The organism is Viridibacillus sp. FSL E2-0187 (assembly GCF_038006425.1).
GTDB lineage: Bacteria > Bacillota > Bacilli > Bacillales_A > Planococcaceae > Viridibacillus > Viridibacillus arvi.
Genome location: NZ_JBBOVG010000001.1, coordinates 2,676,422 through 2,696,006, shown reverse-complemented (window position 1 = coordinate 2,696,006; position 19,585 = coordinate 2,676,422). Strand labels below are relative to the sequence as shown.

General features: G+C 32.9%; 21 protein-coding genes and 1 pseudogene. 15 read left to right on the top strand and 7 right to left on the bottom strand.

The features are described from left to right. Window positions 1-14 precede the first annotated feature (14 nt). Window positions 15-854: a tyrosine-type recombinase/integrase gene (locus MHH85_RS13210; RefSeq protein WP_340707437.1), complete on the bottom strand. Its 840-nt coding sequence runs from the start codon at window positions 852-854 to the stop codon at window positions 15-17. A 119-nt stretch (window positions 855-973) separates the two neighbouring features. Here MHH85_RS13210 and MHH85_RS13205 point away from each other — a divergent pair, with 119 nt between their 5' ends. Next, window positions 974-1,363, top strand: a complete 390-nt coding sequence (locus tag MHH85_RS13205) for an NUDIX hydrolase (protein WP_340707436.1) — start codon at window positions 974-976, stop codon at window positions 1,361-1,363. A gap of 194 nt (window positions 1,364-1,557) precedes the next feature. Here the strand turns inward: MHH85_RS13205 and MHH85_RS13200 are convergent, their stop codons facing one another. Further along, entirely contained in the window at window positions 1,558-1,932 is a 375-nt protein-coding gene (locus tag MHH85_RS13200) for an HsmA family protein (RefSeq protein ID WP_340707092.1), read from the bottom strand. 508 nt (window positions 1,933-2,440) lie between these two features. Between MHH85_RS13200 and MHH85_RS13195 the strand changes: the two genes are divergently transcribed. Both MHH85_RS13195 and MHH85_RS13190 read left to right on the top strand, forming a co-directional pair. Next, on the top strand, window positions 2,441-3,061 hold the full coding sequence (locus MHH85_RS13195) for a hypothetical protein (protein ID WP_340707435.1): 621 nt from the start codon (window positions 2,441-2,443) through the stop codon (window positions 3,059-3,061). Window positions 3,062-3,257: 196 nt separating this feature from the next. After that, window positions 3,258-3,746: a hypothetical protein gene (locus tag MHH85_RS13190; RefSeq protein ID WP_340707434.1), complete on the top strand. Its 489-nt coding sequence runs from the start codon at window positions 3,258-3,260 to the stop codon at window positions 3,744-3,746. 112 nt (window positions 3,747-3,858) lie between these two features. Here MHH85_RS13190 and MHH85_RS22295 read toward each other — a convergent pair. Both MHH85_RS22295 and fabF read right to left on the bottom strand, forming a co-directional pair. After that, window positions 3,859-4,208 (bottom strand): annotated as a pseudogene (locus MHH85_RS22295) (IS3 family transposase); the annotation flags it as partial. Further along, window positions 4,193-5,428, bottom strand: coding sequence for a beta-ketoacyl-ACP synthase II (fabF, locus tag MHH85_RS13185; RefSeq protein ID WP_340707433.1), 1,236 nt, complete (start codon window positions 5,426-5,428; stop codon window positions 4,193-4,195). The gene fabF and the pseudogene MHH85_RS22295, both read right to left, overlap by 16 nt. 122 nt (window positions 5,429-5,550) lie before the next feature. Here fabF and MHH85_RS13180 point away from each other — a divergent pair, with 122 nt between their 5' ends. After that, window positions 5,551-6,399 carry a helix-turn-helix transcriptional regulator gene (locus tag MHH85_RS13180; protein WP_340707432.1) on the top strand — a complete coding sequence of 283 codons (849 nt, stop codon included), beginning with the start codon at window positions 5,551-5,553 and terminating at the stop codon, window positions 6,397-6,399. Between the two features lie 395 nt (window positions 6,400-6,794). Then, entirely contained in the window at window positions 6,795-7,256 is a 462-nt protein-coding gene (locus MHH85_RS13175; protein ID WP_038179214.1) for an NUDIX domain-containing protein, read from the top strand. 184 nt (window positions 7,257-7,440) lie between these two features. Here the strand turns inward: MHH85_RS13175 and MHH85_RS13170 are convergent, their stop codons facing one another. After that, the gene (locus tag MHH85_RS13170; protein WP_340706086.1) at window positions 7,441-7,911 is read right to left on the bottom strand and encodes a DinB family protein; all 471 of its coding nucleotides are present in this window, start codon (window positions 7,909-7,911) and stop codon (window positions 7,441-7,443) included. Between the two features lie 327 nt (window positions 7,912-8,238). Here MHH85_RS13170 and MHH85_RS13165 point away from each other — a divergent pair, with 327 nt between their 5' ends. From MHH85_RS13165 to MHH85_RS13140, 5 genes are all read left to right on the top strand, one after another. Further along, window positions 8,239-8,817 carry a DUF6141 family protein gene (locus MHH85_RS13165; RefSeq protein ID WP_340707431.1) on the top strand — a complete coding sequence of 193 codons (579 nt, stop codon included), beginning with the start codon at window positions 8,239-8,241 and terminating at the stop codon, window positions 8,815-8,817. 633 nt (window positions 8,818-9,450) lie between these two features. Further along, entirely contained in the window at window positions 9,451-11,349 is a 1,899-nt protein-coding gene (locus MHH85_RS13160; RefSeq protein WP_340707430.1) for an endonuclease MutS2, read from the top strand. A gap of 619 nt (window positions 11,350-11,968) precedes the next feature. After that, on the top strand, window positions 11,969-12,154 hold the full coding sequence (locus MHH85_RS13150) for a hypothetical protein (RefSeq protein ID WP_340707429.1): 186 nt from the start codon (window positions 11,969-11,971) through the stop codon (window positions 12,152-12,154). Window positions 12,155-12,369: 215 nt separating this feature from the next. Further along, window positions 12,370-12,591, top strand: coding sequence for a DUF3953 domain-containing protein (locus MHH85_RS13145; RefSeq protein ID WP_340707428.1), 222 nt, complete (start codon window positions 12,370-12,372; stop codon window positions 12,589-12,591). 288 nt (window positions 12,592-12,879) lie between these two features. Further along, window positions 12,880-13,296, top strand: a complete 417-nt coding sequence (locus MHH85_RS13140; RefSeq protein ID WP_340707427.1) for a GNAT family N-acetyltransferase — start codon at window positions 12,880-12,882, stop codon at window positions 13,294-13,296. Between the two features lie 349 nt (window positions 13,297-13,645). On the opposite strand, the gene MHH85_RS13135 is transcribed toward MHH85_RS13140, so the two are convergent. Then, window positions 13,646-14,371: a MerR family transcriptional regulator gene (locus tag MHH85_RS13135; protein WP_340707426.1), complete on the bottom strand. Its 726-nt coding sequence runs from the start codon at window positions 14,369-14,371 to the stop codon at window positions 13,646-13,648. Between the two features lie 88 nt (window positions 14,372-14,459). On the opposite strand from MHH85_RS13135, the gene MHH85_RS13130 reads away from it, so the two are divergent. The 3 genes from MHH85_RS13130 (at window position 14,460) to MHH85_RS13120 (ending at window position 17,174) form a co-directional block, all read left to right on the top strand. Continuing rightward, window positions 14,460-15,164 carry a CPBP family intramembrane glutamic endopeptidase gene (locus MHH85_RS13130; RefSeq protein WP_340707425.1) on the top strand — a complete coding sequence of 235 codons (705 nt, stop codon included), beginning with the start codon at window positions 14,460-14,462 and terminating at the stop codon, window positions 15,162-15,164. 320 nt (window positions 15,165-15,484) lie between these two features. Beyond that, window positions 15,485-16,099, top strand: coding sequence for a Type 1 glutamine amidotransferase-like domain-containing protein (locus MHH85_RS13125; protein WP_340707424.1), 615 nt, complete (start codon window positions 15,485-15,487; stop codon window positions 16,097-16,099). A gap of 334 nt (window positions 16,100-16,433) precedes the next feature. Next, complete coding sequence (locus MHH85_RS13120) at window positions 16,434-17,174, top strand: metallophosphoesterase family protein (protein ID WP_340707423.1); 741 nt, start codon at window positions 16,434-16,436, stop codon at window positions 17,172-17,174. A gap of 219 nt (window positions 17,175-17,393) precedes the next feature. Here MHH85_RS13120 and MHH85_RS13115 read toward each other — a convergent pair whose 3' ends face one another. Next, window positions 17,394-17,837: a carboxymuconolactone decarboxylase family protein gene (locus MHH85_RS13115; RefSeq protein ID WP_340707422.1), complete on the bottom strand. Its 444-nt coding sequence runs from the start codon at window positions 17,835-17,837 to the stop codon at window positions 17,394-17,396. Between the two features lie 222 nt (window positions 17,838-18,059). Here MHH85_RS13115 and MHH85_RS13110 point away from each other — a divergent pair, with 222 nt between their 5' ends. Together MHH85_RS13110 and MHH85_RS13105 are read left to right on the top strand one after the other, a co-directional pair. Then, window positions 18,060-18,245, top strand: a complete 186-nt coding sequence (locus tag MHH85_RS13110) for a hypothetical protein (RefSeq protein ID WP_340707421.1) — start codon at window positions 18,060-18,062, stop codon at window positions 18,243-18,245. A gap of 451 nt (window positions 18,246-18,696) precedes the next feature. Beyond that, window positions 18,697-19,467 (top strand): sporulation protein, encoded by a 771-nt coding sequence (locus MHH85_RS13105; protein WP_340707420.1) that lies wholly within the window; start codon window positions 18,697-18,699, stop codon window positions 19,465-19,467. Window positions 19,468-19,585: the final 118 nt, after the last annotated feature.

The following is a 19,585-nucleotide window of genomic DNA, read 5'->3' as shown; positions in this document are numbered from 1 at the left end:
TTGCCCTTTATTAATTAAAAGCACCTTTGATAAAACTCTTTTCTATGTCTCCCGCTTAATTGAGCATAAATCCGAGTGGTTTCGCTTTTCTCATGCCCCATCAGACTTTGAATGACTTCAATAGGTGCACCATTGTTTAATAAATGAGTGGCGTAACAATGTCTGAGTTGATGTGGGTGTATCTCTTTATTAATTCTTGCACGATTTGAGATTCGCTTGATGATATATCTCATTTGAGCGACGCTCATTCTATGAGGATGTCTTTCAGTCACGAAGATGGCTGGATCAGTGTCAGTTCGATTATCAATATAGCGTTTAAGCCATATTTCGCTCCTTATATTAAAATAAACTTCCCTCTCCTTATCACCTTTTCCTCTTACTATCGCAGATCGATTGGACCAATTAATGTCGTTCTTTTCCAACGAAACAATTTCTCCAATTCGGCAACCTGTAGAGAACATAAACTCAAACATCGCTTTCTCCATTTCTGTATGACAAGCTTCACGGAGAAGTTCAATTTCCTTTTCAGATAAATACTTTGGTATTCGTTTTCCCACTTTAGGTTCTTTAATTTTGGAGGCGGGATTCATCTGTAGGTAACCTTCTTCATGAGACCAACGAAACAATGACTTCAAAAAGCGAATTCTATGTGAAAGGCTAGATGGTTTTAAATGCTTCCCTGAAACCGAAAGATATTCTTTCAGTAGATTTGTTTCTATATTTGTTATTTCGATATCCTTAAAATATTTAATTAGTAATGATGCTTGGAGTCGATAAGCTTTCAATGTCTGTGGGGAAAAACCTTCAATTCGTTTGTCTGATTCAAATGCTTCCCATGCTTTTGACAGTAACATTGTTTCTACCTCCTAAAAAGTTATTAATACAGGGATTATTGCCAACTCTATTGAAATATAGACATATTGATATTTTACTAACGGGCTAGTTTAGTTGAAAAAGAAGTTGGGGGGATAGTATGAAAGAATGGTTTGGTTCTGCAGCAATTTGTATTAATGAGAACAAAGAAGTTTTGATGGTAAAAGGTAGTAACTCTGAATCTTGGGCTATTCCTTCGGGTGGTATTGAACAAGGAGAAACACCAGAAGAATGTTGTATTAGAGAAGTTAAAGAAGAAACAGGATATGATATTGTCATTGAGGATAGCCTGTTTATTAAAGAAACTGAAATTAAAGGTTATAAAGTAAAAACTTATTACTTCAAAGTGAAAAATACTGGAGAAAGTGAAGGGATTAACGACCCCGATAACATTATTGTAGATGCTAATTGGAAGTCACTGAGAGATATAAGAAATATACAACACGCATATCCCGAGGACTTGGAAGTTATAGAGGAATTTTTGAAATAGAGATTATTATTTTGTATGTAATATTTTTACTAACGGAGGGCTTTACTTCAATAAAATAAATGAACACATATTATATATAGCTCTAATATCTGTGGCCATTTTATTTTCAATAACTTAACTATTGTTTTTGATTTTGATTTTGTTGTATTTTTATTGGAAAATAAAAAAGATCACATTAAATGTGATCAATTACATTAAAAATTATTCGTCATCCCATAAATCATTCCTGATATATAAGGAATTAACCATATTATCCAAACAACAATACTTAATTTGTGGAATTTTTCCATCATAATTTTATCCTTTTTAATCAAAACAATTGTAGCCCAGATAGCATGAAATAACATTAATAAAATTGCTAATAAACCAGTTATGCCATGGAAACTAAATAGAGATCCTTCTGATGCCATTTTTTCCATTGTAGTTGTTCCAATAGTGTCGAAAACTAATCCTAACCAAAAAATGATTACATGCCATGGTTTTAATGTCTTTTGAAATTTCTCTGACCATACTCCTACAGAATAAAATAATAATGCTGCAGTAATGAATATAATTGCTAATATAAGCATTGAAATCCCTCACTTTTTTAATTTATCTAATCACTGTTACCTGTAAGTAAATAAATTATTGATAATTATTACTTGAGCTGAGTATAAAAAACGAATATGAACGGAGTATGAACAATTTATTTTGAAGATTATAATTGATAATTTAAAGAGAGAGAAATCATTATCAGGGGATATCAAATGGTATAAATCAATTATTTTATTTAGAGTTGTAAATATCTCTAATTGAACAAACGAAGAAGCATTCCTGTGATGAAGGCATGAAATTGTGTATATCAAATCGAGTTAATTTGTGAAAAGATGTACTTAAACTAACGGGTGCTTTACTTGAAGATCATTAGTTGCATATGCAGCTCTTTTTTCTTTATTGAACTAACGGGGCAGTTAGTTCAATAATGTTGTTTAACTTGTGTTCAATAATCGGGCCAATTATTAAAGTATAATAAAGTAATTCATTGTGAACATAGGAGTATTATGAAATAATCCTGACAAATTGATTGGAGGAGTAAAAATGAAAGGCTTTAAGCGCTACTGCTCGTTTGTAATTCTTATCTTGTTGTTAACAGGGTGTGCGGGGGTGGAAAAAGATAAAACATCCTCAAATTCGAAAATAACTATTGAGCCATATAACCTGAGTGAAAAAGAAAGTCTGCTTATTAGCAAATCGGGAGTAGAGCATATTAAATTTTTTAAACTAAATGGCACTTTAGCTGAGGATGATGATTTGCAAATCTCAGTGGAAGTATTTGAAAAAGGTAAGTTTAAAGAAGAATTGCTAAAAACCTGGGATGACCCTGAAAAAAATTATAAAGATACCCTCATTTCATTTGGAATAAGTGACTTTAACGATGAAGTTCGTCCTTTAAAATTGATATCTGGCATACCTTCTGGGTATGTTACAACGAATTATTCAAATAAAATGACGTCTTCTTCTTTCAGTAATTTAGTAGGCGAAAAAGTTACTTTAAAGAAAAACAAACCTGTTTATTTAGCGGTATGGCTAGGCACTACAAAAAATGAACTGCGTTCTATAGGAAGCGAAAATGGCGAATTACCTTCCAGCATTGAAGAAACTGAGCTCGCATTTTTATACAGAGTTTTATGGACTTATAAGGAAAAGAATCAACATTAGCAGTGTAATCAGAATAAGGAGATACAGGATCTGGTATTATATATTGGGTAATTCAATTAACGGGCACGATTGTTTAATAGTCTCGGTTCTTATTAAACTAACGGGAGCTTTACTTGAAGATCATTGAGTTGCATATGAAGCTCTTTTTTCTTTATTGAACTAACATAGCAGTTTAATGGAAGTAGGAGGAGAAAATTTGAGAAAGAAACATTGGGTTACTGTTCTAATTTTAGCATTAACTTTTGGCGGTGTTTATTCCTTCGTACAATTTAATCCACCTTTGGAAATAGGTACGCTTGGTACAGCAGTTGATAATAAATCAGTTGTTATCGGAATTGGTAATAAAGGCTTTGGTGAAGTGAAAATATTAAAAGTATCAATAAATAATAATGAAAAGCCATCAAAAACAAAAGTACAAGTTAGTAATGCTTTACAAGGTTTCATCATAACGGATGATTATAATAATAATGAGTCAAAAAAATATGGTTTTAAGAATATAGAGGATGTATCAATTAAGGCAGACACATCTCCTGCTACTACATATAAAAAATTAGATGATGGCACTGCTTCTAAAAAGGATACTATCTATGGGGTTAGTGTTTTACATAGTGAAGCAATCAATCAGATTATTATAAAATATAGCTATTTTGGGATTACAATTAATAAAACTGTGTTATTCAACTAACGAGGCAGTTTAGTAAAAGAAGAAAATTAAATTTTAAATTGTTATGGGTATTATGGGACTGCCCCCGTATATAAGGCAGAGGTTAAAATAGCATTTATCCAACCAGTTGTCTTTATTGTACCGGAGACTGGTTGTTAAGTTTTGCTTGAATTTGGATATAGTTATAATACTTTATATAGACTTAGACAGTTTGTTCTACGATTGCCGTCGTAGAACAAACTGTCTAAGTAAAATGTTTCAGACTTTAATGCAACGATTCGACGGGGGCATTATCAGCGGGCGTACTTTTAAAGGACATGCACACGATTTTTGTAAAGGTACAGTTGCCTTAAGGTTCAATAAATTAGCTGCGATATAGTAGAGTTGTCCAGTTTGTTTCAGCTTTTTCACTTTCACTCGACATTGCCAACCATATTTTTGCATAATACGCTGTACGACTTTATGAATCACTCGTATTTCTTTAAAACAATAGCTGCATTATGACCTCCGAAACCAAATGAGTTAGAAAGCCCCGTATTTATTTTCACTTGGCGAGCAACAGATGGTACATAATCTAGATCACATAATGGATCAGGATTTTCTAAATTAATTGTTGGAGGAACTATCCCTTCCTTTAAACTTATCGCTAAAGCAATTGCTTCAACTCCACCAGCTGCCCCTAACATATGACCAAGCATAGATTTATTAGCTGTAACTGGTATTTGATAAGCTTGTTTTCCAAACAACTGCTTAATAGCCATCGTTTCAGAGATGTCCCCCACTTTTGTACTTGTTGCATGAGCACTTATAACATCAATTTCTTCAGGCGATATATTGGCATTTTTTAAAGCTGATCTCATTGCAAGATAGGCACCTTTACCTTCCGGATGTGTAGCTACGATATGGTGTGCGTCAGAACTTGCACCATATCCAATAACTTCTGCATATATCTTTGCCTCTCTACATAAAGCATGAGATAAAGATTCTAAGATTAGAATTCCAGCTCCTTCTGACATGACAAATCCATCTCGATTCTCATCAAATGGACGACTAGCTATAGTGGGATCATCGTTTCTTGTTGATAATGCTGTAGCATTACCAAAGCTTGCTATTGATAAGTCTGTTATAGCTGCCTCTGTTCCACCTGCAAACATAACGTCAACTTCTCCAGAACGAATTAGTCTAAAGGCTTCTCCGATAGCTGTATTTCCGATTGCACAAGCAGAAACAGGCGACATAGAAGGGCCCATCGCTTTCCACTTGATACTAATTTGTGCTGCTGCAGCATTAGAAATCATAGCAGGTACTAGAGTTGGGCTGACTCTTCTTGGCCCTTTTTGCCTAAGCGCATCAACATTTTCAATCAAGGTTTCAATTCCTCCTATCCCTGAACCTACGTATACGCCTAGCCTTTCTACATCTATAAGATCGAGGTCTAACTTAGAATCTGCCCAAGCTTGTTCAGCTGCAACCAAAGCAAATTGAGAAAAACGATCTAAGCGTATTGCTTCTTTCTTTCCTAAAACTTCGTCTGCATTAAAATCATGTACGATACCTGCAATTTTTGTCTTATGATCAGTAACATCAAATGTATTAATAGAGGATATACCAGATTCCCCGTTAATCAGATTGTTCCAAAATGTTTTGATGTTGTTTCCTATAGGAGAAACAACGCCCATACCGGTAATTACAACTCTTTCCAATTTTCATTCCTCCAAGTCAATAATATACTTGTATTTTACATCCTTATTATCCTATTACAAGTGATTGTTTATCCTGGTATAATGAATACTAGGATAAAAAGATAAGATGAGGAGTTTTAAAAATGAATGATAAAACTAGGCTTTTAGCTTTGTCGACATTCTTAAAAGCTAAGCGAGCCCAAATTAAGCCAGAGTCTATTGGTTTACCTGCTGGAACCCGGAGAAGGACACCTGGGTTACGAAGAGAAGAGGTTGCCCAATTAGCAGGTGTAAGTACCACTTGGTATACATGGCTAGAGCAAGGAAGAGATATAAAAGTCTCTTCAAGCGTACTTGATTGTATTTCTACAGCTTTGCAATTAAGTATTGATGAAAAAGACTACTTATACGATTTGGCATTAGAAGTAAAATCGGAAATTACAAACCTAAAAAAGAATCGATCAGAGCTTAGCCCTTCTTTAAAACGAATATTAGCTGAATTAACATATTGTCCGACTATCATTACCGACCGACATTGCCATATTGTGGGTTGGAATCCTGCAGCTGCTCATGTTTTTTTAGATTTTGAACAAATACCGAATAATCAAAGAAATTTGATTCGTTTAGTGTTCACTAGAAAAGAATTTAAAGCATTGGCCGTCAATTGGGAACATTTTGCGAAAGGTTTTCTAGCTATTTTCCGTACCTATTATGGACACTATTTAGGCGATGAATGGTACAACCAATTTATTGAAGAAATGAATCACTTACATTCGGAATTCGAGGATTTATGGCAAGAAAGTCAAGTGAGTAAGGCTCCAGAAATGATAATTGAATTCAGACATGCAAAGGCAGGTAAAATGTTGTTTAATTTAACTTCTCTTCAAGTTCAAGGTGATATGGATTTACGGTGCAGTATCTATACACCAGTAGAGGAAACAGAAACAGAAAATAAATTAAAGCGTTTAATGAAGAGGGTTTCCGCTGAATAATACTAAAGTAATTTCATTTCTACAGCAAAATGATACTCATTACTGAACGAAGTGATTATTCCTTACGGGAAAAAGAGTTAACTTTATCACAAAAAATCAAGAAGAACTTCAAAAAGAGTTTACCAAAGCCAATGTCAAAATAGTCCGTTCAATAGATAATACTGATTACAATAATAAAGAATTTGTAATTGAAGATATAGATGGGAGATGGATTGGATTCGGGATTAAAGTCAGTTAAAATAGAAAATTTAAGTTTGTGAAAGAATGTACTTAAACTAACGGGTGCTTTACTTCAATAAGGAGTAGAGCCTTTTTCTTATTGAACTAACGGTGCAATTTAGTTGAATAAGAAATGCTATAATTTGGATATAGCCAAAAAGAAAGGAGGGAAAGATATGAAAGTTAGAAACTCAGTAAAGGCAATTATTTTAGATGGGGAAAAAATATTATTAACTAAAAATCAAGATGACGAGGGTTATTTTTTTCTTTGTCCTGGTGGAGGTCAAGATCATGGTGAAACATTCTATACCACTTTAAAAAGAGAATGTATTGAAGAAATTGGACTTAATATAGATATCCAAGAATTATTACATATCAGGGAGTATATAGGGAAAAATCATGAATACGCTGAATTTGATTTTGATGTTCATCAAATAGAATATTATTTTTTGTGTCAGCTAAGCAGAACTGAAAATTCAATAAAACCAACAAATCCTGATAATCATCAGGTAGGTGTTGAGTGGGTTCGTATTGAGGATTTATTAAATTACAGGCTATACCCAAAGGAGTTGAGAAAATACATAATTGGATATTTAAATGGTGAAAATTCTCCAGTGTATCTTGGAGATATAAATTAACTTTTACTAACAAGAGCTTTAATAGAAGATCTTTGAGCTGTTCAGACGGTTCTTTTTTTATTCAACTAACGGGGCAGATAGTTTAATAAGAGAAGGGGAGTTTTTATGTCGCTTTTACACAAAATGCGTAGTAACTAAAAAATGAAAAGGTGTATCACCTAAGTGATTACACCTGTGAGATAAATTAATCCCAAACACGGACTCTTGGAACACTTGCTGTTCTTAAGTAATCTAGCAATTGGCCAGTATGGACTGATTCGTGATAGGCAACTCTTAGCAACATGTCGCCCAAACTTCTTATGTAACCTGAATCAGAACGATCAATTTTAATGTTTGATAAATCTTCTTCAGAAAATGACTTAATCGTTTCTAAGAATTGATTTCTAAATGGTTCAGCAAACTTCAATTCCGCATTTACAGTGGAAAAAGGTTGTTTTTCGAAAGGAGAATCAAATACTGCCAGACTGCCTTGATTTTGGATAGCTAGATGGTAATAATGTTCACTTTCTAGAACATGCCTAATCATCTCTATACATGTCATTGCTTCGTCATCGGGTTTCCATTTTAGTTTTTCTTGGGGAATAGATGTCCAAACCTTAATACTTCTTCTTCGTACTTCGTTGAAATTTAAAAGAATTAAATCAATTGAGTTCATAATTTATTCTCCTTTAATTGGTATGCATTAAATATACACGAATAAACGTTCGAATAAAAGAAACCGATTTTGGTTAAAACATTACATCACAATTCGACCGTAATTTGCAATAGAAGAGAAGGTGCTTATTCAACTAACGGGGTGCTTTACTTGAAGATCATTGAGTTGCATATGCAGCTCTTTTTTCTTTATTGAACTAACGGGGTAGTTTAGTTGAGAAAGAGAAATAGATAAAAGGCTCTTTTCTAAAGGATTGTTGCAATCTCAATAAAATAATTTTTTTTACATTTTTATGGTATTTTATTTACAGGAGCTTATTCAACTAAAGTGCAGCTTTGTTTAAGAAGAAAGGATATTAGGTTAAGCAAGGAGTGGATAGAAATTAGTAAAGACAATGATTCTGTATTATATCGAGAAGTTCAACGACCAAGACAATTACTATTTATCATAGTGATAATTGCGGTTTCAGGGATTTTTTGGTGGGGGTTTATCCAACAGGTTATTTTCGGAATTCAATTCGGAGACAAACCGATGTCGGATATTGGATTGGTAATAGTTTGGGTTTTGTTCGGTTTGATGATGCCCTTGTTAGCGCTCCAATTTAAGATGATAACTGAAGTACGTGGAGATGGGGTGTATATAAAATTTGTCCCATTCCATTTTGAATACCAAGACTTTCGTTATCAAAGTATTCGGGATTATAAAAGTGTTTCTTTTAGTTCGCTAAAACGATTTGGAGGTTGGGGGATTCGTATTAAACTAAATGGAGAACGCCTTTATAATATTGCAGGAAACGAGGGTGTCGAATTAAGGTTAGCTTCAGGAGACATTGTTATAATTGGCTCAAAAAATCCTGATGAGCTCAAAAAGGCATTAGATTTATCTTTCATAGATAATACTAAATAATCTTCATGATATTTACCAACTATCAAATTTCCAATTTTTCTTCTTAAACATATCGTCATTATTGGTTTATTTACACAAAAGTCTCTAAACAGAAATTTTAATCGAGACCGATGTATTCAAGTTATCATAATTATTATAAGCTTCAACGACTTTACTAAAAAAGTTTAAATGGTTTATTCAAAGTTAATTTAGGATTAACAAAATGTTTGATATCTTTACAATTACTGTAACAATATGTATAATAAATCCTGTAAAGTCGATTTCAATGAGCATATCAATTATTTTATATGAGGTGAATTTGGTGAGTGCGGTAGTTTGTTTCTAAATAGGAAAACATTATAGGAAATAAGGAAGTTTTAACAACAGGGGATTTCAGTTAGTTTTACACCCCTTATTTTGTTGTGGACTTATTTCCACTTATGAAGATACCTACCATACTTTACAAACAAGCGCATCACTTCATGATTAGAACTATCGTTATTGATGGTTTTATTTATGTATTTTACTTTTGCATTGTAAACGTAAGCTGCGGTATCCACCGCGGCTTTTTTATATTTATACCCAACTCATTGGAATTGTGCCATTAGGTTTCTTCATTGCTGATCTATAATTCACATTGAGGAGAATGAAAACATGAATGAAGGTACTTTTGAAAAATTACAGTACAATGAATTAAAAGAAATCTTAAAATCTTATTGCGTTAGTGGACTAGGTAAACAACTATTTGATAAATTAATTCCAAGTTCTAACTTAAAAGTAGTCAAACATCGATTAACCGAAACATCTGAAGCACGTGCCATTCTAGATGCAGGAGGAAACGTGCCTTTCATAGGTGTTTCCAACACTGAATATATTATTGATAAATTAGAAAAAGGTATAATTTTAGACCCATCAGAGCTTTTAAGTATTTCCGATTTTTTAAGAGGCTGCCGAAAAATAAAAATTTTCATGACCAGTAAAGAACCTTTTGCTCCGACATTGGCTTCCTATGCTAATTCCATGACAGAATTTATGGAGGTAGAAGAGGAGATTAATTTTTCTATCAAAAATAATCAGGTCGACTCGTCCGCCAGCAAGGAACTCAAACGTGTTCGTCACCATATCCAAACAACAGAACAAAAAATAAAGGAGAGATTAAATAAATTTTTAAACAGCAGTGCTAATAGAAATTATATCCAGGAATTTTTAATTAGTATCAAAGATGATCACTATACAGTACCAATAAAAGCATCATACAAAAATCAAGTACAGGGAACCATAATTGAAATATCTTCTAGAGGTTCGACAGTCTTTATGGAACCTAGTGTGGTAGGGAAATTAAGTGTTGAATTAGCAACATTAAAATCAGAAGAGTCAATGTTAGAATATCAAATACTAGCCACTTTAACTGGGCTAGTGGCAGAGAATCTTCAACCTATTAATATTAATATTGAGCTTGTATCCCAGTACGATTTTATTTTTGCTAAAGCTAAATATAGCAGACATGTGGATGGTATTGAGCCAAACATAAATGATCACGGTAATATAAAATTAATAAATTGCAAGCATCCATTATTATCGGGTCATGTTATACCACTTCAATTTGAGATTGGAAGCAGTTATCGTAGTTTAATCATAACCGGACCTAACGCTGGAGGAAAAACAATTGTGCTTAAGACAATTGGTCTTGTTACTTTGGCTACTATGTCTGGGTTTCATATTACAGCTTCGAAAGAAACCGAAATTGCAGTATTTGAGCGCATTTTTGTAGATATTGGCGACAATCAGAGTTTAGAAAATGCACTTAGCACGTTCTCTTCTCACATGAAGAACTTATCAGAGATACTTCGATCAGTAAACAACAATACCTTGTTATTATTTGATGAGATAGGCAGTGGGACAGAACCAAATGAAGGAGCAGCGTTAGCAATCTCCCTCTTAGAAGAGTTTTATCTTAAAGGATGTATTACTGTTGCGACAACCCATTATGGAGAAATAAAACGTTTTTCCGAAATGCATAGTGACTTTATAAACGCTGCTATGCAATTTAATCATGAAACATTAGAACCATTATTTAAACTTCTCATAGGGCAATCTGGAGATAGTAATGCCATATGGATCTCTAGAAAAATGAATGTACCGGAAAATGTTCTAAAAAGAGCAGAAGATTATATGAAAAATAAAGAGTATCGAATGGAACGATTAAATGAAAGCAAAATCCCGAGACCAAAAGCAGTTGTTGAAAAAGCAAAAAATAATATCGACTATCAAAAAGGAGACCGTGTAAAACTGCTTGACCACGACGACTTTGGAATAGTGTACAAAGAAAAAGACAAATATTATAACGTTACTGTGTATTATCAAAATCAATTAATTGAGGTAAACGAAAAACGGTTGGCTCTAGAGTTAAAAGCTGTAGAGTTATATCCAGAAGGCTATGACATAGACACTTTATTCATTGATTATAAAACAAAAAAACTTAATCATGATATTGAACGAGGCTCGAAAAAAGCACTTCGTAAAATCCATAAAGAAATTCGGGAAAATAAGTAAATAGAAAAAATCCTTGCTTTTTGAACGAAAAGCAGGGATTTTTTCTATTTTGGAAACTTAGAAATTGTTGTTACTTATTAAAGTAACGTTCACTAAACTAATAAAATTTATACTATGTTGTAATGAAGAAACTTAGCTAATCTTCTCATGCGAAGGTATTTGTTTTTTTACGTTAGATGTGCAAAATAACATTGAAAATTACCATAAAAGGAGAGAACCAAGAACCCATCAAATTCATATATACCAAAGCGGAAGTAGGTATCTAATTGAACAACTTACTTTTAGAGGTTATTTAATATAAAATGAAACTGCAAGAATACAATATGAACAATTCAAACAGGAATTATCAAAATTAAAAATATGACAAATATAAATATGCAGATAATAAAACTGGTTTTGTTATGGCTATAATAAACAAAATTTTAAAATAGCCTTGTTCAACTAACGGCTACTTTAATTGAATAACATAAGAAAAGACCACTTCATAACGGGTGGTTTTCTAAGTGTCATTATTTTAAATGGAAATAATTATCCAAATTATGTTTGTACGTGGTATTATTGAATTAACTAAGGGAACAATTTTGTAACTTTTATTTTATATCTACGGGCAGGTGATGAGATGAGTAAAAGAGGTCAGATACTACTTGCGGGCGTAATCATATCAATGATAACGAGTTTCGTGTTGCATTTAATGTTTGGCTTCGGAGTATTAGGACTTAAACTATTGGATTTATTGATTATCGCTATTTGGGGTAATATTCTCTTTGAAATATATAAGAGGAAGAATGGTGTTTTTAACGATTAAGTCCTGATTATTCAAAAATACTAGTGTTTCTTACTTATAGGATACAAAATAAGACCACTTCGTGAGAGGTGTTTTTTTATTTGTCATAATTGTAAATGGAAACGGTTATCTAAATAGGTTTTATTTGAGGTGCTCTTCAACTAACAGGGCAGTCTAGTGGAAGAAAGAATTCGATTTTCATAACCCAAAATAGAGTTCACAATGATGTGATTTAAATGAAGGGAGAAGTAATATTAAAAATATTAAGAATTATCTCGTTAGTTATTGCTTTTGCATTAGCAGGTTATAGCCTTATTACTAAAGACTTTAAGTTTATGCCATATATGCTGTTGTTCTTAAGTGTGTCTTCTTTGGTTACGGGGTTATTGGAACTAAAAGCAAAACGGAAAACAAGTGCAATAATTTCTATCCTTGCTGCAGCATTAGGTTTTTTGTAGCCATTTATATTTTTTAAGCTAATGGGTACTTTACTTCAATAAGAAGTAAAGTCTTTTTCTTATTCATCCAACGGGGCAGGATATTTGAAGAGTGCTGTTTGAACTTTATTCAACAATTTGGTCATTTAATTGACTAAGAGGTTGTATTACCCTCATTTTTTTATGCAGTACCTAGCACAATTGAGAGAGCGTAATAGCTGATTTAGTAAAACATCGTAAAAAAGGACTTGTACACCTAAAAAGCGAATTATATAAATATATAATTGTTTTGAAGGGAATGAAGTATACATGAATTACAAAATCATCTCAACACTAGATGAACAACAAATCATAGAACTCTACGAATTATACCAACAAGAATGGTGGACAGATAACCGAAAGTTTGAAGACGTGTTGGTAATGCTTGAAAACACAGACATCCTCATTGGAATATGTGAAAATAAAACTAATAGACTCATTGGTTTTATACGTGTTTTATCAGATTTTGTCTATAAAGCCTTAATATTCGATGTTATTATCCATGAAGAGTATCAAGGAAAAGGTTTGGGACGAATATTGTTAGATCAAGTAACGACACACCCTAAACTTCAAACTGTGCAACACTTTGAATTGTATTGTAAATCTGACAAAATATCTTTTTATGAAAAATGGGGATTCACTAAAGAGATTGGTGATATTAATTTCATGAGAAAAACCGTCAAATAGCACGGAGCTGTCATTATAGCAGCTTTTTCTTATTCAATTAAAGTGTGATTTAATCCAAGAAGGATAACGCTATTTTTGCTCTTTGACTTAGAAGGGAACAAGGTTTAATGGGTTATTTTACTCTGAATTTGAAATCGTTTCTTACGTCAGAAACTAACGATTGCCTTGGTAGAAGATCGTTGAGCTGTTCAGACTGCTCTTTTTTATTCAACTAAAGGGCAGTTTAAGTGTTTAAGGATTAACGCTTTACTTATTGTACTAACGAGACAGGTTAGTGGAAGAAGCTGTTAGTATTTATTAAATTTAAGATATAAAAGATGCAATTCATCGGCCTTTTATATACCTGTTCTTAAGTTGTAACATAAGCAATACAACGCTCCACATACTCCAGTACTTCTTCCGAAATCGGGTATAGGCCCGTTTCCTCAGAGGGCAGTTTTCGGATTTCCCAGAACTTATCCATCAACTTAGTATCTCCTTGAAAAGTATCATTTGATATTTCTATTAACTCGCAAGCAATTTGATGACCTTCGTCTGATTCAGGTTTAATATCGTGTTTTATACACCATTCAATTCGTCGTAGCAATGAAATATATTGCTGTGTTGTCTTATCATTGTTACTGAGGTTTGGAATTGTTTCTTGTAAAAATGTTTTTTCATCATCTTGGAAATAGTCAATCCACTTTATTGAGGTATTTTGTGAATTTTGAACAAGTTCAGTGACACGTTCCCAAGTTAAAGATTCTTCCATATCAATCATATTAATTAATGAAGTCGTATTAGAAATACTTGTTTGAAGTTTGGAAAGTTGTTCTTGTAAGTAATTATGATGCGAAATTAAAATTTGTTTATAGGATAGTTTATCTAATACATCGCGTATATTCTCGAGTGGAAGTGAAAGTGATTTTAGAATGGTGATTTTCTCTAATTTAAACAAATCCTTTTCTGAATAGTACCGTCGTCCATTATCTTCTTTAAAACTTGGGGTAAGGAGATCAATCTGATCATAATAACGAAGTGTACGTATGGAAATATTCCGCAATTTAGATACCTCTCCAGTAGTCCAGTATTTCATTTCATTCCCTCCCGAAAAAAAGATTGCAGGTGACGTAACGTCATCTAATACACTTAGATTATACCATATATAGGAAGAGGGATAGTGAATGGAAATAAATCAAATGAACTGGAAAGAACAAGATTGTTGGAGTTTGAAAGAATTCATATTATTAATGTTACTTGAATTTGTGTTTGTAATAGGGTGTATTAAATTCGTGATTCAACCAATTTATTCTCACTGGTTTGATAATGACCTATATGCTGGAACATTAACGGGGTTAACAATAGGGATTATTCTAATTTTAGGTGTTTATTTTATTGCTCTCCGTCCGAAAAAACTTTCTTGGAGTGAAGTAGGGATAAAAAGGATCACTATGAAGGATTGGAAAATCATTGTTATACTTTCTGTTATCTTAATGGTTGGTGCAGTGTTCATTATAGTGCTTACTAGTTTTATAGGGAATTCGTGGGAGAACAGCAAAACCGAGGCGATACAGCAAAACGTAACTTTCATTACGGTTCTAATTGCTATTATCTCTGCGGCAGTTATCTCACCAATATATGAAGAAATTTTTTATCGCGGTTTTATATATCGCTGGTTACGTACACGCATAGGATTTATTGGAGCTATTTTACTTAGCTCGATAATATTTACGATCGTTCATATTCCAACATATAATGTAATGCCAGTAAATTTTTTTAGTGGTATCATTTTTGCTTTAGCATATGAACGAACAAATTCGATCTGGCCATCAGTTATTATTCATGGTTTAACTAATGGGATTATGGTTTTGCTGACAAGTTTGGGATAAAGATAATGTTATGAGTAGCCGAAACTTACAATGCAGTCTACCATGTATAAGAGCTGAAGATGGCTGTTAATAAGCAGTCTTTTTCATTATGCAGCTGTCGGAGCAGCATTTCTGTAATGAATAAAATTAACAAAGTTTGTGAAGGAATATTGTTAAAGTAACGGGGTGCTTTAGTAGAAGATCGTAGAGCTGTTTAGGCAGCTTTTTTTTATTGGCTGTTTTCTCATAGATTGTTATTTTTAAATTAAAATTTCTGACTCCTTTAATTTTCTGTTAAAATAAGGATATCAAAAAAAGTAGAGAAGAGAACGGGGCTGATTATGTTGAAATTATTATTAACTTCTAATGGTTTTTATACTGACGCTATTAAAAACCAATTTTTAATACTCATTGATGGTGAAGTTAACGAAATGAAAGTCGCTATTATCACAACTGCTTCACCACACAAGGAGAATAATAGGTATGCACAAAAGGCAAAAGAAGATTTTAGGGAGATGGGGTTCCAAAGCATTGATTTCATTGACTTGGAATTTGATAATCCAGAAAGTCTTACAGAGAAAGATGTCATATACATTAACTGTGGAAATCCATTTAACTTGCTTTTTCATACTAAACAGAGTGGTGCAGATAAAATCCTAAGACAGTTAGTTTCAAAAAATGTAGTTATTGTAGGTGTTAGTGCTGGTGCTGTTCTACTTGGTCCCAACATTAAAGTCGTTCATTCCTTTACTCCGAAAATGGATACATTAAATACTAAAGATTTTTCAGCATTAGGATTAACAGACCAACTTGTTTTTCCTCACTACGACAGAGAAGATTTGTTCAAGGATAGTACAAGTAAGACAATTGAAGATAGACTGAAAGAATTTGAAACCCTTGAAAATTGTGAAATTACGAGACTTAAAGATGACGAATATATCACAGTATTAAAGTAATTTATTGACCTCTATTTTAAGGTCTCTTTTATGCACTTCGCAACATCTCAACCGTTGTATAGTTCGACTTTTGACACGCTGAAATAAGCATTTGCTCTGATTTCGTTAATTCGCTGAATTCTTCATAAACGTCTTTCCATATACTTGAACGCCCGCCTCAAACCCCATTATATCAACCTTTTAACAGTACGTTCAAGAAAGCAACAATCTATACTAAAACAGCCTTTTTATTCAACTAAAAGGTAGATTAGTTGAGGAGTGTTATTTAATTTGTGTGTAACGATATGGCCATTTTGCTGAATAATTTATTGTCCAACAAAAGGAGAGTGTCATGATGAGGAATATTGCAGTTATTACAGATATACATGGAAACTATTCTGCTCTTAAAGCTGTACTTGCTGATATTGAAAGGGAAAGCAAAGTAGAACATATCTATTGCTTAGGGGATTTGATCGCTATTGGACATGAAACAAATCAAGTTCTTGAAGAACTCCGTTCAAGGAAAGATGTATCATACGTTTTAGGGAATCATGACGAGGCCATACTCAATATTCTAAATGGTGAGGAACCGGGAAGCCAAGGTGAAGAAAGAGACCATCATTATTGGATAGCAAAAAATATGAATAGAGAATTCATTACTTTTTTGAGTGAAATGCCAAAAAGACTTGAGTATATGATCAATGGAAAAAAGATTTTGTTTTTGCATTACCATTTGAATGAATGTAATCAGTTCTTAAGTATTGATACTAATCCGTCTGTAACAAAACTTGATGACCTATATAAAAATGAAGACGTTGATATAATTTGTTTTGGACACCATCATGTTTTACATTATTTCAAGGAGAACAATAGAATTTATCTTAATCCAGGGGCATTAGGTTGTAATTCCAGACCCATAGCCACTTATGCAACCATCAGTATTAAGGATGATGGTTGTGTTAATTGTAATGTTAAAGAAGTGGGCTATAATAATCAGGAATTTTTGGATAATTATTATCGGTATGATGTGCCTGCTAAAAATACTTTATTGCGTATTTTTCATGGCAATCAAGATAGAAATATTATTAATGAATAAATTGTATAACTTATTCTAGAATCGTGCGCTATTGTTTAATAATCGTCGCTGTTCTTATTAAATTAATGGGGCAGTTTAGTTGAATAAGAAGTTTATTTTAAACAGATATACCAAAGTGGAAATTTATTTTCCATCACTATATTGAATGAATATCTGAAAGAAATTGCGAAACAAAGGGAGGAAAAAAACGAACACTGTGAGATGTTCGTTAAAGAGTTATTATTTTTCAGTTGCTGTATTCCCCATTGCAATTGAAATTCTATTCCAACTGTTGATTTGATTGATGATTAGAACAAGGTCAACATACTGTTTCTCGTCATAGTATTCACGTACTCGTTTATATAGTTCATCAGGAACTCTTTTAGTAGGAATTAAAGTTATATGCTCAGATAATTCTAGAGCAACTTTCTCTTCAAGTGTATAAAAAGTACATTCATTCCAAGCATTTAAACAATAAATACGCTGTTCGGTTTCACCCATCTTACGAGCATCTGATGTATGCATGTCTATGCAGAACGCACATCCATTAATTTGAGAGACTCTAATTTTGATAAGTTCCCTTGTTGCTCGATTAATTGTAGATTTCTTAGTGTATTTTTCCATATCCATCATAATATTCATACCATCAGGTGCAACATCATAGTAGGCAACTCTTTGATTCATATGGCAAGACTCCTTTTGTTTTAAAGATAAGATAATTATAACTGTGTACGAACGTTTGTGCTAGTTTTTAGCGTTGTAACATTTTAATTAAATGGAATTTAAGAAAGGTTTTATACAGGGAGGAAGGGAGTGATTATGGAAATAATATCACTACAAAACGTATAAGAAAAGCGTTCTATAACATTTTTTAAGCATGGAATAAGAGTAGAGGTAGATGGTAGGATGGGCATTGTAACGTCAGGTAACGACTCATTAAATATTAATGTTCGATATGAAAGTAATATTTTTAGTCAAAATTGTCATCCGCAATGGGAAACTCGTTATTTCGATAAAGATGGTGTTGTAATTGCTGACTATAGAAAAGAAAGTGGTTGTGAACAATTCGATGGAGCTAAATTTTTCAAATAGATACTGAACATTTTAAGTAAACTAATAAAAAAGGAAATCCACTACATATTACGAATAACCAAGAATTTGTGAAGAATCTTACTTCAACTAACGGAGAGCGATTGCCCAAATAGAGTAATCGCTTCTTGTGCTAGCGGAGGTTTTACTTGAAGATCATTGAGGTGCATATGCAGCTCTTTTTTATTGAACTAACGGGGCAGATTAGTTGAACGAGAAATAAATCATGTTAATATTACGACGTTTCGAAAAGAAATACATCCCCTTTTATTTTTGAATTATATATGTACATATATAAAGTGGGTGGAAGTAATGAGAAAAATTAATATAATATCTGGACCAGTGATAGTTGATAAATCGACAATTGTTTGCGGAATAAAATAAAAATTTGAAACTTATTATTTGTAGTAATCGTATAGTATTTGTAATTAATTTGACGTAGGGGGATTTATTGATGTCATTTTTCAATAAAGTACTAGCTAGTTTTGGAGTAGGCGGAGCAAAGGTGGATACGAAACTGGAAAAAGTGGAGTATGTTGCTGGTGAAACAATGCGAGGAGAAGTTGAAGTGTATGGAGGGAATATCGAGCAACAAATTGATTCCATTTATTTGACTGTGAATACTACTTATATTAGAGAGTCAGATGATAAAAAGTATACAGATAATGCGGCAGTGAAACAGTATAAAATCACTTCTCCGTTTACTATTGGAGTTAATGAAACAAAAGTGATTCCATTTGAAATCAGTCTCCCAGCTGATACGCCAATTACATATGGAAATACACAAGTATGGGTTAGTACAGGGTTAGATATAAAAAATAGTGTAGATCCTACGGATAAAGATTTTATAGCTATTCGTCCAACAAGACTTGTGGCGCAAATTTTAGAAACGATAAATCAACTAGGCTTCAAACTACGGAAAGTGGAATGTGAGCAAGCTTCTTCTAAAATTCGTAGTACTTATCCGTTTGTGCAAGAATTCGAGTTTATTCCAACAAATGGAGTTTATAGAGGGAAGCTAGATGAACTAGAAATTTTGTTCCTTTCACAAACTGACCAATCTGCAGAAATTCTTATGCAAGTGGATCGAAAAGCAAGAGGTTTCGGAGGCTTTTTAGCAGAAGCATTGGAAATGGATGAAAGTCATATTAGACTATCAATCACGGTACAAGATTTACCGAATTTACAAGTAAAGTTAAAACAGACTATTTCTAACTATGTTTAATAAATCATTGTAATTAAAATAGTGAGCCTTACCTCAATGATTATCGAGGTAAGGCTCACTTGTTTTATTAAGTAGTACCTTGATCTATTCTTACACTAAAGTTCTAAAGTATTATCTC